The organism is Mycoplasma miroungirhinis, from assembly GCF_013008815.1.
Taxonomy (GTDB): Bacteria; Bacillota_I; Bacilli_A; order Mycoplasmatales; family Metamycoplasmataceae; genus Metamycoplasma; species Metamycoplasma miroungirhinis.
On sequence record NZ_CP053097.1, the window covers coordinates 613,610 to 640,121 of the forward strand.

A 26,512-nucleotide genomic window follows, 5' to 3' on the forward strand; every position below is an offset into this window, starting at 1 on the left:
AATTATCCTTTGGTTGCTCTTCCTTGTCTAGAAATAGCATTCATAATTCTTTTTCTAAAGAAGAAGTAAGTAATAAACATCGGTAAAATTACTAAAATAATTGCAGCCATACGAATATTTATAAATATTCTTGAAGAAATATCTGAATCAGAACTTTTTCCAGTGGTAAATAATCATAAGTTTAAAACACTGTATCCATTATTATTTGAACCACTTAAAATTAAACTTGGTCAAATAAAACTATTTCAAGCTGCAAAAGCTGTTAGAATACCAACTGTTCAAGTTGTACTTTTAACCATAGGAATTGCAATTTTAACAAAGAATTTAAATTCACTAGCTCCATCTATCATAGCACTTTCTTTAACTGAATCAGGAATAGATTCAAATGAATTTCTATACATAAATCCTGAAAATACACTAGCAACAAAAGGCATTGATAATGATACAAGTTGCATTGGTCCGACATGTCATCCTAATGTAACTGCTACTTTATATTGTCCTGATAATAAAGCAACTTCTGGTAAAACTAATAAACTTAAAAATAATAATCACGAAGCGCTTTTAAATTTTCATTTTCTTAAACTAAAGGCGTATCCAAATGTAATACTAAAGAAAATTTTCCCAACAATACTAATTGCTGTTACACCAGCTGTCATAACTAGTGATTTAAAATAACCTGATTGAAATGCGTTTTTAAAGTTTTCAAAATGTAAACTTATTCCATCACCATCAACACTTTTTGGATAAATAGGTAAATTAGAAGTATTGTTTGTTAAAACTACTTGTGTATCTAATAATGACATAGAAATCATAAGATAGAATGGAAAAAGGATTAATAATCCAAAGAATGTGAACACAAAAAACTTGAAGAAAAATCCTAATAAATTTCCAACTAAATTTGCAGTTTCGACTTGTTTTGATATTTTTTCTTGTTTAGAAGCTAAAGACTTTTTTAGATACTTTTCTTTTATTCATAATTTTGTTTGAAACATTTCTAACTCCTAAATTAATACTTAAATTGTATGTGATTGTAACAAGTCTTCTTAAGGTAAATGATATAAATACTCCTAAAACAAATAAAACTAATGATGCAGCTGCTGCTAAGTGTGGATCTTGACGTACAAAGTAGAAAATATATAACATAATACTTGATCCACCATTAGCAAATCCATTTAAAGCATTATTATTAAATAACGCTAATGGGAAAATTTTAATTCCACCTATAATTCCAATCGTAATTAAAAATGAAATTGTTCTTTTAATTGATGGTAAAGTAATTGAGAAAAATTGTTGTAATTTACGTGAACCATCGATACTTGCAGCTTTATATAAAGTTGGATTAACAGATAACATAGCTGTTGTTAGAAGAAGAATTTGAAATGCTAAATTACCTCAAACTCCTCTAATTAAAATTACTAAAAATGCATATATTGATGAAGTGTCACCACTAGTTAATCAAGGAATATTTGTTCCTAATATTTGATTAATCAATGCATATTTATTTCCACCGGTAGTATCGAATAAGAAGTAAAAAGTAATTGATACTGCTATTCCACTAGTAACATATGGAAGAAAGAATATAGTTTGGAAAAATCCTCTTAATTTTTTTCTTAAAACATTAGCAATCGCTGATGAAATTACTAATGAAATAGTAAGTGAAATAGGTAAAGCAACGATAGCATAAATAATTGAATTTTTTATTCCTACAATAAATCACGGATTTGAAAATAACTTAACAAAATTCCCATAACTAATTTCAAGGTCACCAGCATTAAATGACTTTTCTTGTTGAACTACAAATGCATCTAAAATAACTAATATAAATGGTATTAATGTAAATAATAATATTGTTAATAATGATGGTAATATCAATAAAAATGGTTTGTAAAAAGGTTGTTTTTGATTAATTACACTAGCTGCATTATAATGTGTTTTCACACGATATTTTTTAAGATATCTTAATTTTAATCAACTTCACATTATAATTCAACTCTTTGTGTAGTTTCTATATCAAATAAGTGTAATTTTTCAACATTTTTTAAGCTTAGAGATATTTTTTCACCGATTTCATAACGATCTTTTTTAGTTAAATAAACATTTGCTAAAACATTTAAATCTTCAAGAAAAATTTGTGATTGAATTTCTTTTCCTAAATATTCAACTGTTTTTAATGTTCCTTGAATAAATCCATTTTCATCTTCAACTAAAGATTCACCTCTAAATCCAACTTTAATTGTTTGATGTGGATAATTTTTAATTTCTTTAATAGCTTTATCATTAATATAAATTCAATTATCTTTAATTTTAGATTCAATAATTGTAATTTCTGGCATACCTAAGAATTTTGCAACAAATTCATTTGTAGGTTTTTCATATAATTCCATAGGTGTTCCAGATTGTTGTACTAAAGCTGTTGACATACAAATAATTTTGTCACTAATTGACATAGCTTCTTCTTGATCATGAGTAACAAAAACAGTTGTAATTCCACTTTGTCTTTGTAAATCACGAATTCATTTTCTTGTAGAAATACGTAATTTAGCATCTAAGTTACTTAAAGGTTCATCTAAAAGTAAAATTTTTGGTTTTTTAACAATTGCTCTAGCTATAGCAACACGTTGTTGTTGTCCACCACTTAATTGAGTAGGTCTTTTAATTAAGTTTTTAGTTATATCTACTCTTTGAGCAACTTCTAAAACATCACGGTTGATTGCTTCTGAAATAGTTACTATTTCTTTTGAAAGTTCATTAATTTTAACTTGTAATTCTACAGGTAACAGTTTTTGTAATTTTGTTATTTTTGCGTTAAATGATGAAGCTTGAATATTTTCTTTTGCAAAAATAGGTTCAAAAGCTTTTAAAATTGCTTCTTTATATTTAACTTTAACATCTTTTTCTAATAATTTATTACGTTTTTTAGTTTCTTGAATTTTTATATTAATTTCATGTTTACGCGCTAGTAATGAATCAGCACGATACATTTTTTTGGCAACCGCTAAATCACATTTATTTTTCACTAAAAACATTTTATATTCTAATTTATAAATAATTTGAAGAGCTTTTTGATAAGTTTTAAAAATTTCAGATGTTATTATTTCATTTGTATTAACATTTATAAAATTTTTAAAATTTGTAATAAATAAATTTTGAATATTTGTTTGTAAATTTTGAAATTTTATTTTTAATTCTTCTAATCTAGAATGTTCAATTTCAAATAAATCAGCCATATGTTTTTTATATACTAATGCTTGTTCATATTTTAAATAACGCATACCAATTTTATAAAACATATGAGCATTATCTTTTGCTAATGCATAAGTAGTTTTATTATCTAGTTCTAAACTATATTTGTCTTTTAATGAAAGTTCTTTAAAGTCTTTTCATTCTTTATCTCTTAATTGTTTTTCTGTTTGTTTAAATTCATTTATATATAAATTAAATTCATCTAATAATGATTTAATATTATCTGCAATGCTTAAATATCTTTGATCATAACTAAAATCAATAAAAGATTTAGATACTTTTAAATTACTTTTAAATGTATTAATATTTTTAATTAATTCTTTAGTTAATTTATTACCCTGAGCTAATTTTCTTGCTTCTAGTCTTGAAATATCATTTGATGAAGCTTCAGTTAAATCATTTTTTTGACTACGTAATTCTAATAAATATTTATGAGCTTCTTTTGGGTTATCAATACTCATAAAGAATTGTTTTTGAAGTTGTTGACATTCAATTTCAGAAACATTATAATGGCGTAATATTAATTCATAAATTTTATATTGTGCACGACGTGAGTTTTCAATGGTTTCAGCTTTTCAGTGTTCATCATTTGCTAATGGAAATGCAATATTATCATATACAGTCATATGTGGATATAAAGCATAATTTTGAAAAACAAGACCTAATTCTCTTTGTTGTGGTGAATATTTTGTTACATCTATTCCACTAAAGAAAATTTTTCCACTTGTTGGTTTTAATAATCCACTTATTGCATTTAACGTTGTTGATTTACCACTACCACTAGGCCCTAATAATGTAACTAATTCACCTTTTTGAATGGAAAAAGAAACATTATCAACAGCAATAGCATCTCCAAAGTCAATAACTAAATCTTTAATTTCAATAGCAGGAATAGATTTTTTATTTTCAAAACGCTCTTGAGCATACTTAAAAACTTGTTCTTGGTGTTTTTTAATTAAATCTGACATCCTTTCTCCTTTACTTGTTATTTGTTTTGTGCTTATCTAAAAATAAGAAAATGTTATCCTCTGCTTCTACATAATATCCATTTTCTAAAAGTGAAGGAAGAAACATAAAAGTTGATATAACATCTCCATGACTTAAAAATACTTTTCTTTGTAATTCTTCAGGAGTTTTAAAATCTTTATAAAAACCTAATCTTTTTAAAACAGCATAATTTGTTGCATAGGCAAAATCTTTTAAAAATAAGCTAGCAATAGAATCTTTTTGTTTTTTATTAAATTCTAGTTTTCAAGATTCTATATTTTCTTTAGTAAATCTTGGTAATGTATAACCATCTTTTAACATTCTATATTCAAAACATTCTTCAAAATTTTTACCAAAAAATGTTATTCCCACTTCTCTATCATAAGTTTGTTGGTGCAATAAAATTGTTCTAACTTTTTGATTTAAAATTAATGATTTTGCATGCTCTGTGTCTAAATCTGAATATTTTTGTTCAATTTCTGAAACATTTGGTACATTTGGTGAACGAGTTTCGGGTGTATCTAACCCTCAACATCTAATTTTGACTTGTTTTTTTTCTCCATCTTTTTCATATTCTAATAAATATGTATCACCATCAAATACTTTAATTACAGTTCCTTCAATATAACCAAATTTTTGTCAATATGTTGTTTTTACATCAATTATTTTAGACTTATCATCTTCTTTATATTTTTTAATAGTAATTTCTTGATTTAATTTTTTTCCTATTTTATTATCTACTGATTTTGATTCTTGAGAAGTTATTTCTTTTTTAAAATGAGAATCTATATTGCAAGAAACACTAACCGCAGAAAAAGAAACAAAAGTCGTAATGACTAATGTTGTTAATAAAAATTTCTTTTTGAATAATTTAAATTTCATATTATTTTGTAATTACTGTTTTAATATCTTCTATAAAATTATCAAAATCATAAACTTCTCCTGAATTAGCTTTGTTAAATGCATTTTTTGCAGCTAATTCTAAAGCATTTCTTAATGTTTGTGATTTAGGAGCTGGAACATCTTCAACTATTTTATTAGTTTTAGGGTGATCAGAAATTGATTTTAATTCTTCAAATAATATTTTGTTTGCTTTATTTCCATTGTTAGTATCAAATGGATTTGTTTTTTGAGATAAGAATGTTTTAAATGGTACTAAATATGAACCATAATCTGCTAATACTTCAATTGGAGTTTTTTTTGTATATGATTTTTTAGGTTTCTCAAATTCAAAAGTTTCTTCATTATTTGTTAATAATCATTTAACAAATTGAATTGTTGCTTTGTCTTCTGAATCATTTGCATGAATTCCAATAATTGATGGACCTTGTAATGTATATTGATTAGTTTGTGATTGATCATTAAATTTTGAAGGAGCTGCAAATCAAGCAGCTTCATTTTTTTCTAATATTTGAGTTTTATTTAAAACTTTTACATTAATAAGTGTGTCAGGTATAAAATAATTTTTAAAGAATTTGTTATTTCCAAGTTCTCCAATGTATCAAGCACCTTCTAAAAGGGTGTCATTGTAGTATACTTTTCCATCTTTTTCTTTTAATTTTTTATCATATGCAATTATACCTTTTGCATTGTCAGATGCTAATTTTTTTAAGTTGTTGATTGTTGTTGTATCATTTTCTTTTGTACCGATATCATATTGACCAAATTTTTTGTTTTCTTTAGTAGGTTGTTGGTATGCCTCAGCAAATAAATTATTTTTATGTCCTTGGCCATCTAAAATTGAAAAAATTGAATCTGGTTTTTCAGAATTTTTCTCTTGTAATAATTTTGCAAATTTAATATCATCTTTAATGTTTAAACTTTCTTTAAACTTGTTGAAAGTAGCACCTTTTTCTTCAAGAAATGTATATGTATATCCTGCTGTTGAACCAATATTCATTGCCATTAAATGAGTAGTTAATTTTGCTGAACCAAATGATCCTGAACCACCAATAAATATTGCTTTTGAAGCTATACCTTCTTGAACTAAATCAAAAATTTCTTTAAGTCTTTTATATTGTTCACTATCTTTTTCAACTAGTTTAGTAAAATTATATCCTCCATCTTTTTGATTATTTTTATCTTTAACAACTAATGATTCATTAACTGAGTTATTTAATGATGCAGCTAAAAGATAGGCTAAGTTAGGGAATGAATCAAAACCTAAAATGTAGTTATTGTTTTTTGGATAAAGTTTTTTAGCTAATGTAGCAAATTTAAATAAGTCTTTATAATTTGTTAAAAAGTCTTTTTTAATTACATAAGTTTTTAAATCTTTTAATTTTTCTTTATCTGTTTCTTTTCCACTTTCTCATGTTTTATCAATAAATTGTTTTTCGTCTGCATTGTTATTATATTGATCCATAAAATCTTTTACTCATTCTTCTGATTCTGGATCTACTGTTGCACCATTTTCTTTTAGTTCTTGGATTAATTTTCCTAATACAGCTTTATTAACTGAGTTCATTTCTCCTGATCTAGTTGTAGGAATTGTTCAATATTCACCTTTTGGATTTCCTGCAATCTTTTTATTTATTTCTATAAAACTTTCATCAAAAAGACCATCAATATATTTTTTAATTGGTTCAAAACTTAAATTCATATTGTATTGTGCTAATTTTGATGCATTTGTTGGATAATTTATAAATAAGTTAAAAAATGCTTTTGAATCTTTTGCTTTTAATTTTGCTTCTCAATCATCATCACTATAACCTTTACCAGCTGTAATAACTTCAACAGGTATAAATCCTGGAGTATCTTTTTGAGTTTCATTATATTTTTCAATAATAACTTTTAAAGCTTTACCTTGATTATTTGTATCTGATCAAGTTGATAAAATTTTAATTTTTCCATCAGCTTCTTGATCAAAACGTGTACCTTTGCTTATTGAGCAAGATGCAGCAATAAGAGGTGCAGAAATTGAAGCTAATACACCCAATGTTGCTAAAACGGATAAAATTTTCTTTTTATTTGTCATTTTTCTCCTTTGTTATAAACAAAAAAGCAATCTTAAAAGTGAAGTTACACTTCTAAAATTACTTTTTTGCTTTGTATATTTTTTGTATTCATATTTGTATTTTAATTTTATTACATTTATTTTATTTTTTGAAAAAATTGTTTAATAATATAATATTAATATAAAAATATTTAAATGAAAGTAAATTAAAATATAAAAAGGAGATTAAATGGCAAAAAATAGTTATAAAACTGCTGTTGAAGCAATAAATTGAGCTCAAAACATTTTTATTTTTCATCACATAAGACCTGATGGAGATTGTTTGGGTTCACAAAGAGGTTTAGCAGAATTAATTAAAACAAACTTACCTCAAAAAAATGTATATGTAATAGGAGATAATAAAAACCTATTTCCATTCATGAACTTTAAATATGACGATATTAATAATGTACCTAAAGAACACTTTAACAATTCCTTAGCTATTGTTGTTGATGCAAATTCAAGTAATAGAATCCAAAATGTAGAACTAATTTTAAATAACACTTTTACAAAAACATTAAGAATTGATCATCACCCAGTAGAACCAGATATTAATTATGATTGAACCTGAGAAGATGCAGAATATGCAGCTTCAGGAGAACAAATTGCATATATTGCAATGAAAGAAAACTGAAAAGTAACAGATGAAGCGGCTAAATATTGTTATTTAGCTATAAATACTGATAGTAGCAGATTTCAATATGATTCTGTTGCACAAAGAACTTTTGATGTAACTTCTTATTTACATACAAATAATAATTTTAAAGTTTGAGATGTTAATTTTCCTCTATCAATTAGAGACGAAAGAAAAGTACGTTTTATGGCTTATGTACTTTTAAAATTTAAATTTACAAATCAAATTTCATATTTTCATGTAACTAAAAAAATCCAAAAGAAATTTAACTTAAATGAAGATGAAGCTAATGATGTTAATATTTTAGCTAATATTGGAGATACTAAAATTTGAGTATTTTTTATAGATACGGAAAATGGAGATATAAGAGTTAGAATTAGATCTAACGGAATTTGAATAAACCATATTGCTAAAAAATGAAGAGGTGGAGGGCATGAACTCGCAAGTGGGGCAATGTTAAAATCTAAGTCTGAAATTAAATTAATATTAAATGATCTTAAAGAGGAAATCATTAAAAATGCAAACAAATAATAAACATCAAATATTTAAAAACATAGAATCTAAAATTCAACAATTTGATAACATCGTTATTTTTCATCACATAAGACCTGATGGAGACTGTTTAGGATCTCAATTTGGTTTAAAACATTTGATTTTAGAAAATTTTCAAAACAAAAATGTTTATACAATTGGAGATAGTAAAGGAATTTATAGTTTTTTAAATTTTGATTTTGATCAATTAAAAAAAGAAAAATTACCTAATTCACTTGCAATAATTGTTGATGCTAATTTCAAAGAAAGATTAGAATGTCGTGAATACTTAGATAATAATTATTTTGATGAAGTTATAAGAATTGACCATCATCCAAATGATGATGATTTAAATGCTTCTATTGTTTATGTAGATGCATTAAGTCCCGCTGCTGCTCAAATTATTGCAGAAATGGCTTATGAATTGAATTGAAAAGTAAATGAATTATCTGCCACATACTTATTTTTAGGAATCTATACAGATAGTGTTAAATTAACAACCAATTTAACAAATTCTCATACCTTAAATTTAGTATCTAATCTTTGAAGAGATGGAGCTAAAAAAGATTTAATTTTTGATAACTTACAAAAAAAATCTTTATCTGATATGCAAATAGATGCATATATCCATTCAAATATGAAAATAAATAATCAAGTTGTGAGTTTTTACTTTGATCTTGAAACTCAAAGCAAATTTAACATCTTTGATCCTCTAAAAGCAAATAGACCATACACTCTTGCTAATATTGATGATAATAAAATTTGAGTATTTTTCACTCAAGAAGACACAAATCAAATACGTTGTGAATTTAGATCCAATGGAGCTAAAGTAAGAAATGTAGCTGTTAAATGAGGTGGGGGTGGACACCACAGAGCAAGTGGAGCTCAAATTACAGATCCTAATTTAATTAGTCAAATCATAAAAGATTGTGAAGTTGAAGTTTTAAATACTGCTGATTATGATAATAATTAAAAAATACCTGGTTTGTACTGGGTATTTTAAAATCCTTCTGGAAATAAAGCACTATGATTAAAATCTACATATTCATCTTTAAAAATACGTAAATTTTCTCTATATGATTTTGCTTGTTTTGGATATTTGTTCTTATTAGTTCCATCTATTAAGTTATGAGCATAAGAATAATAATTATCTAAATCAGCAACTTGAACTAAAGGACTAAACCCTCCAATTTGTGAAATATCTCATTCAGAAGAGGAATTAGTAGCAGAATAAATACCTACAATAAGACCATATTCATTAATTACAAGTGAACCAGATGCACCATAATAAAGTGAACTATTTTTAACATAATTATTAACGCCAATTCCATATGATTCTCGGTTAATATCTAAATTATGTTGAATATTTAAACCATTTGAAAAACTTCTTGTATCGAATGCTTGTTTATCTCTCTCTAAATCTTTTGGGTAATTTCTTACAAAATATTGTTTTCTATTAATATCAGGAAATCCCGCAATATGAATTCTTGAAGAATTAGCAAAATTACTTGGAGAAGAATATAATTTAATTTTTTTCTCTTCAGAATTAAAAAACATTGAAGCATAATCAACACTTTGAAATGGTGCTAAAGTTGAATCAAAATTAGGTATATTAGTTTTATTTTTAAAATAATTAATATCATTATCAAGAGACAATAAAGCTTTATCAATTGCTGTTTTTAAAGATAATAAACTATTATCTGCTTTGAGGTTTTGATAATGAATTTTTACTGAAAAAATTGCAAAATCTTTAGCAATGGAATTACTATTTGTTTTAGCTTTTAGTTCTTTGTTTGTTTCTGAATTAAAAAAATCTGTTGCAACAAAAACTGTTTGAGGATTATCAAAAATATTTTTAGTAATTATAAAATCATTAGTTAATAAAGCATCATTATATTTTTTTAAATCCTCATTTGAATAAAATTGCACTTTATTATCTTCTGAAACTTTTTCATTATTATTTATTGCTTGAATATGAGAATCTAAAGCAATACCTATATTAAATCCTTGAATTTTTTCTTCATCATTACTTGAAAAATACTCAGGAAACATATTTTTATATTTTTTATCAAGTGCATTAAATGCTCTACTATAAACGTGTGCATTAGTTGCTAAAAATAATATTAATTCATCTGAATCTTTTTGATTATTTTTTCAAGCATAGTCAAAAAGTCAAGCAGTTCCATTATTGTAATGAGCAATTTGAGACAATTTATTATCATCTTTATCAATACCTTTAGAATTAAATCCTATTGCAAAACTTCTGTCTTTGATTTTATTATATATACTTTCTTCACTTTGAACTAAATTAGCATCTTGTGATCCAATATTTAGTTTATTTAATTCTTGTTGTTTAAGATTTTGTATTTGTTTTTCTAAAAGTTTAGCTATATCTTGTTCATTAAATTTTGGACTTCGAATAACTTCATTTTCTTTTGTTTCTGGTTTGTTTGTAGTTTTATATATTTGAGAATTTTGAGTCTCAGATTGTTTATTTTTTTCTTTATTTTCAATATTTTTGTGTATATTTTCTTTGGAAGGGTGTTGTTCTACTTTTTTATTTATTTTTTGGTTTTGATTATCTTTTTCTACTTTGTTATTTTGTTGTGCATTAGCACAAGATATAAAAACAATTGGTGATAAAGATAAAACTAAAAATATACTGAAAATTTTTAAACTTTTTTTCATATTTTTCCTTTAATAAAAGTATTACTTAAAATGTAAAGATTATAAATGATTTTTTTATCTAGATAATTAATATTTTATACATATATAATTTTAAATATGAATATTGAAAAATTAAATGTTGTACCAAATAAACCTGGTGTTTATTTTTGATTAAATGAATATGATGAAATTATTTATATAGGTAAAGCTAAAAATTTACAAAAAAGAATGAAACAATATTTTTTAGGTTCTATTAATAGTTATAAAACAACTAAATTAGTACAAGAAATTGCTAACTTTGAATTTACAATTTTTTCAAATGAAAAAGAAGCATTAATTTTTGAACAACTTTCTATTCAAAAACATAAACCAAAATATAATATTCTACTTTTAGATGATAATAAATATCCATATTTAAGAATTAAAATTGTTAATCATAAATTATTAATTGACAAAGCTTTTATATATAAAAAAGAGCCTAATGCAATTTATTACGGACCTTTACCATTAGGTTATGGAATTACAGATTTAAAAAAATATTTTGAATCCAAATATTTATATAAAAATGGACTGAAAATTGAGTATTTTAGTGATAAATATTTACAAAATGCCTTTATGGAGATTAAAGAAATCTTACATTTTAAAGATAAAAAATTTATTCATCAACTAGAAGAACATATGAATGATGCTGCAAATAATTTTATGTTTGAACAAGCTAATATTTTTAAAACAATGATTGAACTAGTATCTAAAATGCAACAAAATCAAATAATAGAATTACAAAATTATGAAAATTTTGATGCTTTTTGTTTTATAAAAAAAGACCAATATATTGTTTATAGTTGTTCAAACTACAGATTTGGTACCTTATTGAACACTTTTACAGCTGCAATGTCAGAAATATTAAATTTTGAAGAAACTATTAATGCATTTTTCAATGCATATTATTTAAAAAAACCTGTTCCTGAAACTATCTTGCTTTTTAAAGATTTAGAACCTTTAAATTTAGATATTAAAAACAAAACCAAAATTAAATTCCCAGAAAAAGGTATTTTATTAAAAGTCTTAAATAATCTAAAAAATAATGCACTATCAAAACTAGATATAGAAATTAATAAATTAAATATTTTAGAAGCTAAATCTTTATTAAATATTGAAAAATTACAAAAATTATTACATATTAAATCACTTAAAGACATAGTTATTATCGATAATAGTCATTTACAAAATACTAACCCAATATCAGGAATTATCAGGATAATAGATGGCAAAATTTATAAAAATGAAAAACGTTATTTTAATTTAGAAGTCAATCATTCTAGAAAAGCCGATATTGAATATATGAAACAAGGTATTGAAAAATTTATTAATTTAAATCAAAATAAAATCCCTAACTTAATAATTGTGGATGGAGCTAAAGCACAAATAACAGAAATAAGAAAAGTTTTAAAAAAATATAATTGAAATTGCAACATAATTGGATTGGTTAAAAATTCAAAACATAAAACTGACCATATATTAACTGAACAAAACAAAAAAATATTCATAAAAGATGTGGATTTATATAATTTTTTAGCAAATATTCAAATTGAAGTTGATAAATATGCAAAATCAAAATTTGCTAAAAAATCAAATAATTCTAGTTTTCAAGGTTCTTTAATTCAAATTAAAGGTATAGGTGAAAAATTAGAACAAAAACTATTAAATCATTTTGGTTCATATAACAAAATTTATAATGCAACACTTGAAGAACTTAAAGAAATAGTTTCTCAAAATGTTGCTTTCAAAATTAAAAACTTTTTAAATAAAGACATAATTAATGATAAAAATCATAATATTAATGAGAATAGAGATTAAAATAAACTTTTTAATATTGAAATTGAATCAATTCTATCATTAATATTAATTAAAAACAAAATTATTTTAGACATTAAACATATTTTTTTATCTAGGTATTATTTTTGTGCTAAAATATAATTACAAATTAAAAAAGTGGTCGCGTAGCTCAGCTGGATAGAGTACGTGCCTTCTAAGCATGTGGTCGTGGGTTCGAGTCCCGCCGCGATCGCCATTTTTTTATTTTTGGAAAATTTGATATTTTTCTTTAAAATTTTTTTATTTAATCATTTAAGAACTATAATTTTATTATTAATAAATTAATCAAAAAGAGGAAATTATGAAAATATATTTAGGAAAAAGTTTTTCTCCTTATATTACTTTACCTTATGAGCAAGCATTAATGGAAGATACTAATTTAAACGAAGATATAGTATATTTTTATCAACATGAAAATGCAATTATCATTGGAAGAAACCAAAATGTATATGAAGAAGTTAAAGTAGAAGAATTAGAAAAACACGAAATAGAATTAGCAAGAAGATTAAGTGGTGGTGGAGCTGTTTACCATGATTTAGGAAATATTAATTTTTGTTTCATAACAAAAAGAGATAAATCACAAAGCTATGAAAAATTCTTAACACCAATTTTAGACTATTTAAAAAATTTAGGTGTTAATGCATACTTTAAAGGTCGTAATGATTTAGTTATCGATGATAAAAAGTTTTCTGGAAATGCACAATATATTTTAGGAGACAAAATTTGTCACCATGGAACAATATTATTTAATGCAAATTTAGAAAAATTAGGTCAATTTTTAATCCCTTCAAAATTAAAAATGGAATCAAAAGGTATTAAAAGTGCTCGTCAACGTGTAACAAATGTAATCGATGTACTAGAAAAGAAAATGTCTGTTGAAGAATTTATTAAAGGTATGATTGGTTATTTTGAAAAACATTACGATGGAAAAGTAGAAGAATTACCTGAAAAATATCAACCAAGAGTAAAAGAAATAAGCGATTATGTTCAAACAAAAGACTGATTATTCAAAAAACAATTTCCTTTTTCAGTTTCAAATGAGGCAAAATATACAGCTGGAATATTAAAAGTAAAATACTCTATAAAAGAAGCTCGTTTTGAAAATATAGTATTTGAAGGAGACTTCTTAGCCTTAACAGACCATGAAGAAGTAATTAAAAAACTAATTAATTCTGAATACAACAAACAAGAAACAAGAAATATCTTAAAAAGTTTCAATAATCTTACCGAAATGTTTGGTGGTTTAGAAATTGAAGAAATTCTTTTAACAATTTATGGAGAATAAAAATTTTATACATTTATTAGGCGAAAAAATCCATGTTTATTTAGAAAACACTAACAATAAAAATAAAGTGTTACTTTTACATGGTTTTAATTCGTCTTTTAATATATATCAAAAACTAATAAATGAAAAAGATCGAAACTTTGATATAGCAACTTTTGATTTTCCTGGTTGTGGTCTAAGTTCAAATAACAATAAAATTGATTTAAATTTATATAAATTAATAACAATTGAATTTATTAAAAAATATAATTTGCAAAATTGTGTCATTGTTTCACATAGTTTAGGAGCAATAAGTGCATTAGAAGCTATAAAAAATAACTTTGCACAATTTGCTATTTTAAGTAACCCTTTTCATCCTTTTTTAAACATAAAATCATTTATGATTAAACATCATACTACAAAGCAAATAATAAAATATCATAAAGAAATTATGCATACACAATTAAAAGAAAATCTAATAAAAAAATGAAATTTTGCTAAAAATTTATTTAATGCTTCAAAATTCACATACTTATTTAAAAATCAAATGGTAAATACTAATTACATAGAAACTTATATAAAACCACTATATTTTATAACTAATAAATATGAAATTGTAGCAGGAACAATAGATATCGTTATACCTTTATCTAGTTGTAAAAAATTAGCAAAACAAACTAATAAAAATTTATGAACATTTAAATATCCTCATAAATTATGACAAAATGTTTCTGATATGGATTTACAAATATTAATTGAATTAATAGAAAGGCAATTTAGTGCTTAATGATTTTTTAAAAAATTGAACTAAACATCAAAAAATACATAAATGATTATATATTTTGTCTATATTTATAATTATTGTAGAATGTATAAGTTCTGTTATTGTATTAGCAAGTCTAAATATTTCCTCACAATGAATTATTAATATTACTTTTATTATGATTTTTGTTTTAATAATTTCAGTAATTTTATGGTTTTTACTTAATGTAATATATGCAAGAAAAAAATTAAGATATTATTACATTTATTCATATTTTTATTATAAAAATATTTACTATATAAACAAATTAAGAGGACTATATTTTCCTTTTAGATACTTTGAACAAGATTTCATACAAACAAAAAATTATTTAAAAACGGTTATAAAAAAATATGATTTAGAGCTTTATAAACAAATGTTTGATGAACAAGAAATAAGATAAACAAAAAATTAACATTGCTAAGATGCTAATTTTTTGTTTATGTTTTATTCTAATATATAAGTATTATTTTTGGACTTTTAAATTAGAAAAACTTTGCTTGGTATCAAAAATTATTTCAGGTCCTAATATTTCTTCAATAACTAATAAACGGTTATATTTTGCAATTCTATCTGTTCTTGATAATGAACCTGTTTTGATTTGACCTGTATTAAAAGCAACGGCCAAATCAGCAATGGTAGTATCTTCTGTTTCACCAGATCTATGACTTATAACAGCTGTATATCCTTGAGATTGAGCGAGTTTTATAGCTTCAATAGTTTCAGTTAATGTACCTATTTGATTCATTTTAATTAAAGCAGAATTAATTGCATTACTACTAATTGCTTTTTGAATATATTTTGGATTTGTCACAATTAAATCATCACCAACAATTTGTACATAGTCTCCAAATTTTTCAACCATTAATTGAAATCCTTTTCAATCATTTTCACTATGTGAATCTTCAATAGAAATAATTGGATAACTATTTATTAATTTTGCATAATAATCTACTAATTCTTCAGAAGTAAAAGTTGATTTATAGTCTTTATAATTTTGAAAATCCTCAGGTTTTAATTTTTTAGCAGCCTCAAACTTTTTAAAAATATACACTTGTTTTTCATCATCATAAAATTCACTAGCAGCAGCATCTAATGCAATGGCAACTGCATTTTTACCTGAAGTTGAAGGATTATATCCTGCTTCTTTTATAGCTTTTATAATAAAATCTAGTGCTTCTTCATTAGTATGTAAATTAGGTGCAAAACCTCCTTCATCACCAACGGTTGTATTTTGATTTGCTAATTTTAAAAGTTTTTTTAAAGTATGAAAAATTTTGTTAGCAATTTGTAAAGATTCTTTAAATGTAGTTGCAGCTAAAGGCATTATCATAAATTCTTGAAAATCAATGGTATTTGCAGCATGAGCACCACCATTTAAAATATTTAACATAGGAAGAGGTAAAGTCTTTGAATCCTTTGATCCTAAGTATTGAAATAATTCTAGATTTTTTTCTTGTGCTGCAGCTTTTGCAACAGCTATAGATACACCTAAAATAGCATTTGCACCTAATTTACTCTTAAATTCTGTTCCATCTACTTCAATCATTTTTTTATCAATTAATTCTTGATTAAATACATCCATTCCGATGATTTCTTTTGCAATAATTTTATTAACATTATCAACAGCTTGCATTACTCCTTTTGATTCAAATCAATTATTCGCATACTTAGAATTTTTGTCTCTTAATTCTAGTGCTTCTCTGGAACCAGTACTTGCACCTGAAGGAACTTTTGCAACTGATTTAGTATTTTTTGTGTGTACTTCTACTTCAATAGTAGGATTACCTCTACTATCTAAAATTTCACGGGCTTTTATATGTGTAATTAAAGACATTTTTTCTCCTTATTGTCCAATTAATTATGTTTATAGTAATATATATTTATATAATATAATATATTTATTATAAATGTATTTAAAATAAAAATGAAACAAATAACTAATCTTAAAGGAAAAACATGAATCAACAAAAGACAAATGATTTTATTGATGAAATACAAAAATTAAAAGAAGAAGATTCAATTCTAGCTTTATATAATATACATCACAAAATAATTCATAATCCTTTATCAAAACAAACTGCAATACTAAGAGAAATAGAAAGAGATTTAATGATTTTCATCCTTAAAGAATGTAAATCATCAGAATCTTCATTAGAAACAAATAAAATCATTAAATCAATTCAAAATACTGAAATTGATTACTACTTTATGATTATGTATAATCAATTAAAATTAAGAAATTTACAAGATTTTGCTAATGAATTTCAGTATTTTTTCAGTGTAAATGAAACAAATGATATTCTTTTAACTCTCATTTATAATTTATTGAACTCACAAAAAATAAATTATGATTTTCAATACAAAAAACTCACAATTAATCCATCTAAATTAAAAAATATTGAATCTAATGATGACTTAATGAAAGTTGAAAAAGATATTCAGATACACTATGAAAAAAATCCTAGTGAAGCAAAAATAGCAATACAAGTATTTAGTAAATACATTACTTCATATTGAATTGATATAATTTTTTCAAAAAATACAATAACACCAAAAATTATTCAAAATGTAACAGATTATCTTTTAGGCAAAATTACAATTAATAATTTAAACGAACAAGAAAAGCAGTTGCTAGAAAAATTTTAAAAATTATTATATAATTTATAAATACATATCTAAGGAGTACAAATGATCGATAGAAAAATTAATAAAGACACTTCAGAATTAGTTATTACTGTTCAAGTAGATAGCAAAATCTGAAAAGATGAACAAGAAAAAAGTTTAAAAAAATTACGTAAAGAAGTTGTAGTAAAAGGATATAGAAAAGGTAAAGTACCAGCTGATATTGCTGACAAAAAAATAACTAGTGAACAAATAAAAGGTACAGCATTACAAGCTACCTTAGATGTAGCTATAAAATTAGCAGCTGAAAAAGTTACTGATGAAGATTTTGTGTTAGATAGTGCTGAATATCAAATTAAAGAAATTTCAGATGACAACATTACAATAGAATTTATTTACCCATTACTTCCTGAAATAAAATTAAATGATTACAAAAATTTAAATATTAAATTAGATAGTATAGAAATTTCAGAAGATGATGTTAAAGAACAATTAAAAAACTTACAAATTCGCAATGCTGTTTTATATGAAGTAGAAGATGATAACATTCAAGAGGGAGACCGTGTAAACTTTAATTTCAAAGGATTTATTGATGGTGAAGCTTTTGAAGGTGGAGAAGCTGAAAACTTTCAATTAGAAATTGGTTCAAAATCATTTATACCAGGTTTTGAAGATGCTTTAAAACAATTTAAAAAAGATGATGAAGGTAGTTTTGAAGTAACATTCCCAGATAATTACCACATGGAACACTTAAAAAATAAATTAGCAACTTTTAAAGTAAAAATTAACAAAGTGGAAAGAGCTCAATTATCTGAAATTAACGAAGACTTTATTAAGGAAATAAATATTGAAAACGTTACAACACTTGAAGAATTAAATAATTACTTAAAAGATTTAACAAAACGTGAAAAAATTGAAAAAGCTAAAGAAAAATTCACTACTGAAATATTTGATAAAATTGTAGAAAATTCAGAATACCCATTACCCGGTGCAATTATTCGTAAAGAAATGAAAAACTACTACAAACGTTTTGAAGAATCATTAAAACAACAAGGGGCTACTGTTGAAGAATATTTAGAACTTACAAAATCAACAAAAGAAAAACTTTCTTTAGAAATCAATAAAGAAGTTGTAAGAAACTTAAAAATTTCATTTACTTACACACAATTAGCTAAAGATGAAAACATTAAATTAAATGACCAAGATTATGAATTAGAATATAAAAAATTATCTGATCTTTACAAAATGCCTCAAGAAGAAATTCAAAAATACATTACTAAAGAACAAATTCAAATTCCTCTAATAAACTTAAAAATTGTTGCTACATTAGCCAAATACAATGATCCTGAAAATTACAAAACATTTTTTGGTGAAATATTAGAAACTAAAGAAGAAATTCAAAAAGAAGAAAAATAACAAATTAGACCACTTAATAAAGCGGACAACAAAAATTAAGATTGTGCAATGTGTTAATTTTTGTTGTCCACCTTTATTGTTAAACAGTTTAAAAAAATTAACATTCGTAAAAATGTTAATTTTTTTTTGTTCATCTTTATTATCTCGGATCTTTTTTAGTTCTTCAATACATTCACCATTTATAATTTTATTTAATATTTTTTTCATAATAACCTCTATATTTATTATTGTGTAGTTTCGATAACATTAAAATTATAAAATATTGAAATAGACCATTAGAATACAAAAAACACACTGTTTATGAGTGTTTTTTGTTATAAAATGTTTATTTCAATTATTGTAGTTTGATTAGTTTTCCCATTTTTAATAATTTTAAATGCTAATTCATCTTGATAAACAAAACGGTCGTTTTTGTGCAAATTATGACCTTGTTTTAAAACTATTCAATCAGCTAATTCCATTTCTTCTTCTGATTCTTCTAATTCAATTTCTATATCTAATTGTTTAAATAATGTTTTAATTTCTACATCTCCATTAGCTCTTGATTTTTCTAATGAAATTTCATATATCTCTTCGTTAGTATCATATTCATCATAAATTTCACCAACAAGTTCTTCTAGAATATCTTCCATTGTAATAATACCTTTAACTTCATCTGAAGTATTATTTTGAATAACAAACGCCATTTGACTTCGATTTAAACGCATTTTTTCTAATGCTTTAGATAGACTCATATTAACAGTTACTTTAGGTACAGACTTTAAATAATTCAGTACTTTACCTTGTTTTAAGAAAAAGATATCTTTTAAATGAACAATACCAATAAATTTATCATTTTTTAAAATTGGTAGTCTTGAATATTGAGTTTCATTAAATAATTTTAAAGCATCAATAATTGAAGCATTAGATTTTATATATGAAACATCTTTTAATCTAATATAGTGTCTTTGTACTTTAGTTGAATCTAAATCTAATGCATTTTGTGTTAATTTAGCTTCTTTTGTTTCTAACACACCTTCATCACTAGCAATATTTAACATCGATTTAATTTCTTCTTCACTATTTGTAACTAAAACTTTTTTTCCTAGTTTTGATATAAGAATAGTAATCGGAAAAGTTAAAATATATCAAAAATGAATAAAATATACAGCTAATTTTAAAAAACCAATTGTATGTGATTTGGCTATTAACTTAGGAATGATTTCACTAAATACAACTATGATAGGTGTTAAAACTACTGTTGAAATAATTGGTACTAATTGACTATTTGCACCTAATCATATACCTAAAATATATGAGGTAAGTGCAGAGGAACCAATATTTACTAAATTATTAACAAATAATATTGTACTTAATGTTTGATTAAATGATAAATAATGTTTTTTTATTAATTTAGCACCTTTTTCTTTTTTTTCTAGCATATTTTCTATTTTTGCTAAGTTTAAAGAAGTATAAGCTGTTTCAGATCCAGAAATTATAGCTGATGTAATTAATAATAAAATTAAAACAACGAATAGTATAATTTGTAAAAATAGATTGTTATTATTTGACATGGTTTCCATACTTTGACTAGAATTTAAAGCATAAAGTATTTTCGGGGATTCTTCTAACATATTGTCCTTATTTTTAAATAATATATATTGTAATTATATAAAATTACTAATTATTATCAACATAATATTTGAAATTTTTAAAATTATTTTTTCTTTGTTATAATACTATTATTATTAATAATAATATTCTTGTATTTCAACAAATAATTAGGAGAAAACATGACACCAACCAAATTATGGGGAATGGGAGGTTTTCAAGAAATTGGAAAATCTACTCTCGCAATCGAACATAATAACAAAATATTTATACTAGATAATGGAATTAAATTTCACGATTCTTTTACAACAGGAATAAAAGGTTCAATTCCAGACTATACCTATTTAAAAGATAATCAAGACAAAGTTATGGGTGTTTTCATAACACATGGTCACGAAGATCATATTGGAGGAATACCTTACTTAGTTCAACAAGTTGATGTAAAACGTATTTATGCACCTAGATTAGCTATCCAATATTTAAAATTAAAATTTGCTGATTTTAAAATCAAGGTCAATGTGGAATTTATTGAACTAGAAAGAGATTCAAAATACATTTTTGATGATGTAACTGTAGATGTATGAACTGCTCAGCATTCTATTCCTGATGCTTTTGGTATTAGATTTACAACACCTAATGGTTCAATTATGTGTACTGGTGATTTTCGTTTTGACTATAATCCCATTGGAAATTTAACAGATTTTAGTAAATTAGAACAAATAGGTAAAGAAGGACTTGATATTTTATTAAGTGATTCTACCAATGCTATGAGACCAAACCATTCTCCTTCTGAATCTGATATTTTAAAAGATATTAAAAAACATATGGAAGAAGCAACTAAAAAAGTTATTGTTACTGCTTTTGCTTCTAATTTAACAAGAGTCAAAGTAATAATTGAACTAGCTGCAAGCATGAATAAAAAAGTTGTATCTTTTGGACGAAGTATGGTACAAAGTGTTCAAATAGGAAGAAAATTAGGTTATATTGATGTTGCTGATGATGTTTTCATTGATAAAAAACATGTATCAAAATATCAAGATAATGAATTACTTATTTTAACAACTGGTTCTCAAGGTGAAGAAATGGCTGGACTTGCAAAAATGTCTATGTCAAAACACCCACAAATAGATATTAAAAAAGGTGATGTTATTATTTTTAGTTCGAGTCCTATCCCTGGTAATAGATCAAAAATAGAATTATTAATTAATCGCCTTTATAAGTTAGGAGCAATAATTAAAGAAAATGGTGTAGATGGTTATTTACATACATCAGGTCATGCTTACAAAGATGAACATAAAACCATTTTTAAATTAACTAAACCTAAATATTTTATGCCTTATCATGGTGAATATAGAATGAGTGTAGTTCATGGTTATACTGCAACTGAATGTGGAGTGAAAAAAGAAAATATTGTTATCGCTAAAATGGGTGAAGTATATCAATTATTAGATCACAAACTAAGTTTAACAGACCAAAAAATTCATATTGGTCCAGTATTTATTGATGGTGAAATAGTTTCAAAAATTAATTCTAATATATTAAAAGAAAGAATGGAACTAGCATCAAATGGTTTTGTTCATGTTATTGTAGCTATTAACAAAGAAAAAAATATCATTTTAGGAAAACCTAGGGTTGTAAGTCGTGGTGCATTTTATGTAAAAAATTCAGCTGAATTAGTTGATGAAACAAAAAGACTTGTACATTCAGCTATCTTATACACAATAATAAACAAAAAAGACTGAACCATACCTGAATTAAAACAATTAATAAAAGATCGACTAGAACCATTTTTCTATAAACAAAAACGTCGTAATGTGGTTGTCATATCAACTATACTAATGGCAGATGGATTAAAAAAACAAGCTAAGAATATGAGTCCAAATAATAAAACTAATGTAGTCAAAGATAAAAAAACTCCACCAGTGAAAAATAATAAAAAACAAACTCAAGAAACTAAATCAATTGAAAAACCAAAAAAAACAAATAAGCGAAAAGAGCAATCTTAATTCGCTTATTTTTTTAAATTTAAATATAAGTATTTTCTTCTAAAAATTGCCAAAGTTCATTAAACACTTCTCTGATATAAAATTTATTAAAGTTTTTTTGATATTCGTCAAAATCTTTATTTAAAAAATAAATAGATTTTAAATATTCACTATCTTTATTTACATTTGAGTGTTTAAAACACAAATAACCACCTTGATAAAATTCGAAATTAGTTATTTGGTCTTTTCTATTACAAATAACACAACCTTTGTAATTAGGATATAATCCAAAACAATATAATGCTTGATTTAAAATATATAAAAGTATTTTAAAATCATTACCATAACCAAAATTTTCAAATAAATCAAAACAAATATCAGTAACTAAATAAAAATTTTCTTTTAATGCATTTAATAATTTTAAAAGCTTTATAGTCACAATCTTATCAGTATTTAAATTAAAAGAAATAACAGTAGTAGACGTTTTTAATTTGGATATTTTTGAAACTAATCTAGCTTCAAAAATTTCTACTTCAATGACATTTAATAGTTGTAAAGATACTCTATTTTTTGATAACGGTTTTTGAGTTCCTTTTGCCACAAAAGTAATTTTTTTAGATGGTGTTAATATAGTAACAATTTCATCTGCATCAGCATATGGTTGTTTATTTATAACAATACCTTTATATATTTTTTCCATACATAAATTATAAAAACAAAAAAAGATAATTTTTTATTATAATTTTATTAATATGAAATCAGTCAAAAAAACTTTATTTTATTACCGTGTAATAATGCCTCTTTTGTGAATAGGTATTTTTTTGATATGAATAGTTTTATACTTTAAATCATCTTTTGTTGAAACAACATTTTCAACAGCAATGACACCATTTTTAGTGTTGTTTTTATGAATTTGTTATAAAATGCTAAAATTAACAAAATACAAAAGAACATTAGAAATGTATTATATTCAAAAACTATATCATAAAAAGAATAATAAAATTCTCGCTTGATATGTAAAATTATTAATCGGATGATATGAATATGATAAATGCATAACAGCAATAAATAACTATCAACCATTAAAACAAATTATTGATAATTATTCAAAATACACAAAACAAGAAGATTATTTTTTAACAAAAAAATTAGATGATAATTATATTGAAAATAGTTTATATAAATCAAAAATTATATATAAAACTTGTATTATTTTAAGTTGAATATTCTTAATAATTCCTTTTCTTTATTTAGCATTAGTAATAACAGTGTTTGGTTTTATAGCACCATTAGAAGAAACTATAACAAGAACAAATAAACCATATAACTATATAATGCACTGAGTAATACCTAGTCTGATGATTGTTGTCTTAGTTGTTAAAAAGATATTAGCAAAATACATATTTAGAAAATACTATTTATTATATATTTATTCAGTATATACAAAAGAAGATCAAAAATATCTTTTACATCTTTGAAGATTTAAAAATGATGAATTTTTATTCTTTGTTCAAAATATAAAACTAAATCTAACTACAAAAACATTAGCTGGAGAAATATACATATTTAATAAAAAAATTACTCTATAATTCTTTAATCAAGAAACATAATCGGTTTCCTGATTTTTTTATACTAAATTATTTACATACACCATCTAAAAATATTTCTAGCATCAATATTTTAATTATCTTGCATAGTAGAGAAGAAGTTAATTATCTTAGAATAAGATATTAAAAAATTAACACCAAAGTGTTAATTCTTAAATAAGTGTAATTTTAATTTTATTCATTTGTTTCAGTGGTTTTTTGTTCTGATTTAGAATTATCTTTTTCAACTTCGTTGATTAATGTATCAAAATCTAATTCAGTTGTTGGTTCACTACCACCATATTTTGCTTTATCATCAAGAACTTGAGGTGGTAATTTCATATGTGTTGAAATATATTCTATTTCTTCAGCAACAATAGTTTCTTTAATTACTAATGCTTCTTTAATTAATTCTAATAATTCACGATTTTCTGCTAGGATTTCAGATGCTTTTTTATCTGCTTCCATAATAATTTTTCTAACAGCTAAATCAATTTCTTGTCCTACTTTAGAACTAAATGAAGCATTTTTTGTATAGTCTCTTCCTAAAAATGGATTTGAAGAATCTTCTTCATATTTAATTGGACCTAATTCACTCATTCCTCACTCAGTAACCATTCTTCTTGCGATTTGAGTAGCCTTAGAAATATCATCACTTGCTCCAGTTGAGACATTCTCTTCACCATAAATTAATCTTTCAGCAGCTCTTCCTCCCATAAATGAGGTAATAATTGCAATAAGATCCTTTTTAGAACGATTATATTTTTCTTCTTCAGGCATCATTAAGTTATAACCACCAGCATTTCCTCTAGGAATAATGGTAATTTTTTGAACTTTATTTCCACCTTTAATTTTAATTCCTACAACTGCATGTCCTGCTTCATGGTATGCAACTGCAATATTTTCTTCTTTTGAAATAGTTCTAGATTTTTTAGCAGGTCCGCTCATTACTCTATCAATTGCTTCATCAATTTGTTCGATAGTAATAACACCTGTTTTTTCTCTAACACTTAATAATGATGCTTCATTAACAACGTTTTCTAATTGAGCACCACTAAATCCTGGAGTTCTTTTTGCAACTTGTGCAAAATTAATTGTTTTATCAATTCTTTTTCCTCTAGCATGAAGTTTTAAAATTGCTTCTCTTTCTTTTACATCAGGTAAACCTACTGTAATAGTTCTATCAAAACGACCAGGTCTTAATAATGCAGGGTCTAAAACATCTGTTCTATTTGTTGCGGCCATTATTAAAATACCGCTATTTTCAGTAATTCCATCCATTTCAACTAGTAATTGGTTAAGAGTTTGTTCTCTTTCATCATTTCCTCCTCCAATTCCAGCTCCACGGCTTCTTCCTACAGCATCTAATTCATCTATAAATATAATTGCTGGTGATGATTTACGAGCTTCTCTAAACATTTCTCTAACTCTTTTTGCACCCATACCAACAAATAATTCAACAAAACTTGATGCAGAAATAAATAGAAATGGTACTTTAGCTTCTCCAGCTGTTGCTTTTGCTAGTAAAGTTTTTCCTGTCCCTGGAGGGCCTCCTAATAAAATACCTTTTGGAATTCTTGCTCCAGCTGCAGAATATTTTTTAGGATTTTTTAAATAATCTACAAGTTCCATTACTTCTTCTTTGGCTTCTTCATTACCTGCAATATCTGAGAATTTAACTTTAGATTCTACCCTAATTGCTTGACTTTTAGATTGAGTAATTCCTGATATTTGTCCTGAACTTTTGAACATTAAGAAGAAGAAAATAATCATAATAATTGTAATAATTACTGATGGTATTGCTCTTATTCATGCACTTGCACTATTACTTGGTACTAATGCTGCATTTAAAACACCATTTTCTCCATTAGGTGATATTAAAGCATTTTTTAGTGAATCAATTGTGTTTTTATCATTAATTAGTAAGTAATTAACTGATTTATAAAATCCTTCTTTTTGTCATGGCATTGCATAAACATAAAAACTATTTGGTACATTTCCATCAATCATAGTTACTTCAAACCGTCCAGCATAACCATTATCAGTGAATTTAGTTAAATAAACATTATCACCTGTACTATCTGCAGCTCTTGTTATTTGATCTTGTAAGAAATAAATATCTTTTGTTTCAGTGTAATCTTTTCTTACAAAAACAATAACTAATATGATAGCAATAATAATTGCAATAATAATAAATGTAATCATTCATTTTGTTGCTTTGGAATTTCAAAATGAATTAGGTTTTTTATTATCATTATCTTTAGTGTTTTTCATAAAACCCCTTTTTTATAATAATTAATAATATTTTAAAT

19 protein-coding genes, 1 tRNA gene and 1 pseudogene are annotated in these 26,512 nt (G+C 24.4%); 10 read left to right on the plus strand and 11 right to left on the minus strand.

The features are described from left to right. Positions 1–2 precede the first annotated feature (2 nt). The 6 genes and pseudogenes from HLA92_RS02615 to HLA92_RS02635 form a co-directional block, all read right to left on the minus strand. Positions 3–992 carry a carbohydrate ABC transporter permease gene (locus HLA92_RS02615; protein ID WP_171113253.1) on the minus strand — a complete coding sequence of 330 codons (990 nt, stop codon included), beginning with the start codon at positions 990–992 and terminating at the stop codon, positions 3–5. Beyond that, positions 934–1,980 carry a carbohydrate ABC transporter permease gene (locus HLA92_RS02620; RefSeq protein ID WP_237023523.1) on the minus strand — a complete coding sequence of 349 codons (1,047 nt, stop codon included), beginning with the start codon at positions 1,978–1,980 and terminating at the stop codon, positions 934–936. Before HLA92_RS02620 ends, HLA92_RS02615 begins: the two co-directional genes overlap by 59 nt. After that, complete coding sequence (locus tag HLA92_RS02625; protein WP_419538389.1) at positions 1,980–3,704, minus strand: ABC transporter ATP-binding protein; 1,725 nt, start codon at positions 3,702–3,704, stop codon at positions 1,980–1,982. Before HLA92_RS02625 ends, HLA92_RS02620 begins: the two co-directional genes overlap by 1 nt. 87 nt (positions 3,705–3,791) lie before the next feature. Beyond that, a pseudogene (locus HLA92_RS03385) lies at positions 3,792–4,070 on the minus strand (ATP-binding cassette domain-containing protein); the annotation flags it as partial. Positions 4,071–4,221: 151 nt separating this feature from the next. Then, entirely contained in the window at positions 4,222–5,112 is an 891-nt protein-coding gene (locus HLA92_RS02630) for a thermonuclease family protein (RefSeq protein ID WP_171113257.1), read from the minus strand. A gap of 1 nt (position 5,113) precedes the next feature. Continuing rightward, on the minus strand, positions 5,114–7,207 hold the full coding sequence (locus HLA92_RS02635) for a P68 family surface lipoprotein (protein ID WP_171113260.1): 2,094 nt from the start codon (positions 7,205–7,207) through the stop codon (positions 5,114–5,116). Positions 7,208–7,415: 208 nt separating this feature from the next. Here HLA92_RS02635 and nrnA (HLA92_RS02640) point away from each other — a divergent pair, with 208 nt between their 5' ends. Further along, a complete protein-coding gene (nrnA, locus tag HLA92_RS02640) occupies positions 7,416–8,390 on the plus strand; it encodes a bifunctional oligoribonuclease/PAP phosphatase NrnA (RefSeq protein ID WP_171113262.1) in 975 nt (324 codons plus the stop codon). Further along, positions 8,377–9,363, plus strand: coding sequence for a bifunctional oligoribonuclease/PAP phosphatase NrnA (gene nrnA, locus HLA92_RS02645; RefSeq protein WP_237023524.1), 987 nt, complete (start codon positions 8,377–8,379; stop codon positions 9,361–9,363). Before nrnA (HLA92_RS02640) ends, nrnA (HLA92_RS02645) begins: the two co-directional genes overlap by 14 nt. A 26-nt stretch (positions 9,364–9,389) precedes the next feature. Here the strand turns inward: nrnA (HLA92_RS02645) and HLA92_RS02650 are convergent, their stop codons facing one another. After that, positions 9,390–11,078, minus strand: a complete 1,689-nt coding sequence (locus tag HLA92_RS02650; protein ID WP_171113266.1) for an MIP family Ig-specific serine endopeptidase — start codon at positions 11,076–11,078, stop codon at positions 9,390–9,392. A gap of 96 nt (positions 11,079–11,174) precedes the next feature. Here HLA92_RS02650 and HLA92_RS02655 point away from each other — a divergent pair, with 96 nt between their 5' ends. From HLA92_RS02655 to HLA92_RS02670, 4 genes are all read left to right on the plus strand, one after another. Then, entirely contained in the window at positions 11,175–12,914 is a 1,740-nt protein-coding gene (locus HLA92_RS02655; RefSeq protein WP_171113268.1) for a GIY-YIG nuclease family protein, read from the plus strand. 137 nt (positions 12,915–13,051) lie between these two features. Then, positions 13,052–13,128 (plus strand) — tRNA-Arg (locus HLA92_RS02660). 105 nt (positions 13,129–13,233) lie between these two features. Beyond that, positions 13,234–14,217, plus strand: a complete 984-nt coding sequence (locus HLA92_RS02665; protein WP_171113270.1) for a lipoate--protein ligase — start codon at positions 13,234–13,236, stop codon at positions 14,215–14,217. Further along, a complete protein-coding gene (locus HLA92_RS02670; protein WP_171113272.1) occupies positions 14,207–14,983 on the plus strand; it encodes an alpha/beta hydrolase in 777 nt (258 codons plus the stop codon). The genes HLA92_RS02665 and HLA92_RS02670 overlap by 11 nt, the downstream gene beginning before the upstream one ends. Before the next feature lie 481 nt (positions 14,984–15,464). Here HLA92_RS02670 and eno read toward each other — a convergent pair whose 3' ends face one another. Next, positions 15,465–16,835 (minus strand): phosphopyruvate hydratase, encoded by a 1,371-nt coding sequence (eno, locus tag HLA92_RS02675; protein ID WP_171113274.1) that lies wholly within the window; start codon positions 16,833–16,835, stop codon positions 15,465–15,467. Positions 16,836–16,957: 122 nt separating this feature from the next. Here eno and HLA92_RS02680 point away from each other — a divergent pair, with 122 nt between their 5' ends. After that, the gene (locus HLA92_RS02680; RefSeq protein WP_171113276.1) at positions 16,958–17,647 is read left to right on the plus strand and encodes a hypothetical protein; all 690 of its coding nucleotides are present in this window, start codon (positions 16,958–16,960) and stop codon (positions 17,645–17,647) included. Between the two features lie 42 nt (positions 17,648–17,689). Further along, positions 17,690–19,039 carry a trigger factor gene (gene tig / locus HLA92_RS02685; protein ID WP_171113278.1) on the plus strand — a complete coding sequence of 450 codons (1,350 nt, stop codon included), beginning with the start codon at positions 17,690–17,692 and terminating at the stop codon, positions 19,037–19,039. Positions 19,040–19,353: 314 nt separating this feature from the next. Here tig and HLA92_RS02690 read toward each other — a convergent pair whose 3' ends face one another. Then, a complete protein-coding gene (locus tag HLA92_RS02690; RefSeq protein WP_237023525.1) occupies positions 19,354–20,652 on the minus strand; it encodes a hemolysin family protein in 1,299 nt (432 codons plus the stop codon). A 159-nt stretch (positions 20,653–20,811) separates the two neighbouring features. Between HLA92_RS02690 and HLA92_RS02695 the strand changes: the two genes are divergently transcribed. Beyond that, positions 20,812–22,635, plus strand: a complete 1,824-nt coding sequence (locus tag HLA92_RS02695) for a ribonuclease J (RefSeq protein ID WP_171113280.1) — start codon at positions 20,812–20,814, stop codon at positions 22,633–22,635. A 19-nt stretch (positions 22,636–22,654) separates the two neighbouring features. Here the strand turns inward: HLA92_RS02695 and recO are convergent, their stop codons facing one another. Further along, a complete protein-coding gene (recO, locus tag HLA92_RS02700) occupies positions 22,655–23,314 on the minus strand; it encodes a DNA repair protein RecO (protein WP_171113282.1) in 660 nt (219 codons plus the stop codon). Positions 23,315–23,366: 52 nt separating this feature from the next. Here recO and HLA92_RS02705 point away from each other — a divergent pair, with 52 nt between their 5' ends. Beyond that, the gene (locus tag HLA92_RS02705; protein ID WP_171113284.1) at positions 23,367–24,203 is read left to right on the plus strand and encodes a hypothetical protein; all 837 of its coding nucleotides are present in this window, start codon (positions 23,367–23,369) and stop codon (positions 24,201–24,203) included. A 192-nt stretch (positions 24,204–24,395) separates the two neighbouring features. Here the strand turns inward: HLA92_RS02705 and ftsH are convergent, their stop codons facing one another. Continuing rightward, positions 24,396–26,474: an ATP-dependent zinc metalloprotease FtsH gene (ftsH, locus tag HLA92_RS02710; protein ID WP_171113286.1), complete on the minus strand. Its 2,079-nt coding sequence runs from the start codon at positions 26,472–26,474 to the stop codon at positions 24,396–24,398. Positions 26,475–26,512 lie beyond the last annotated feature (38 nt).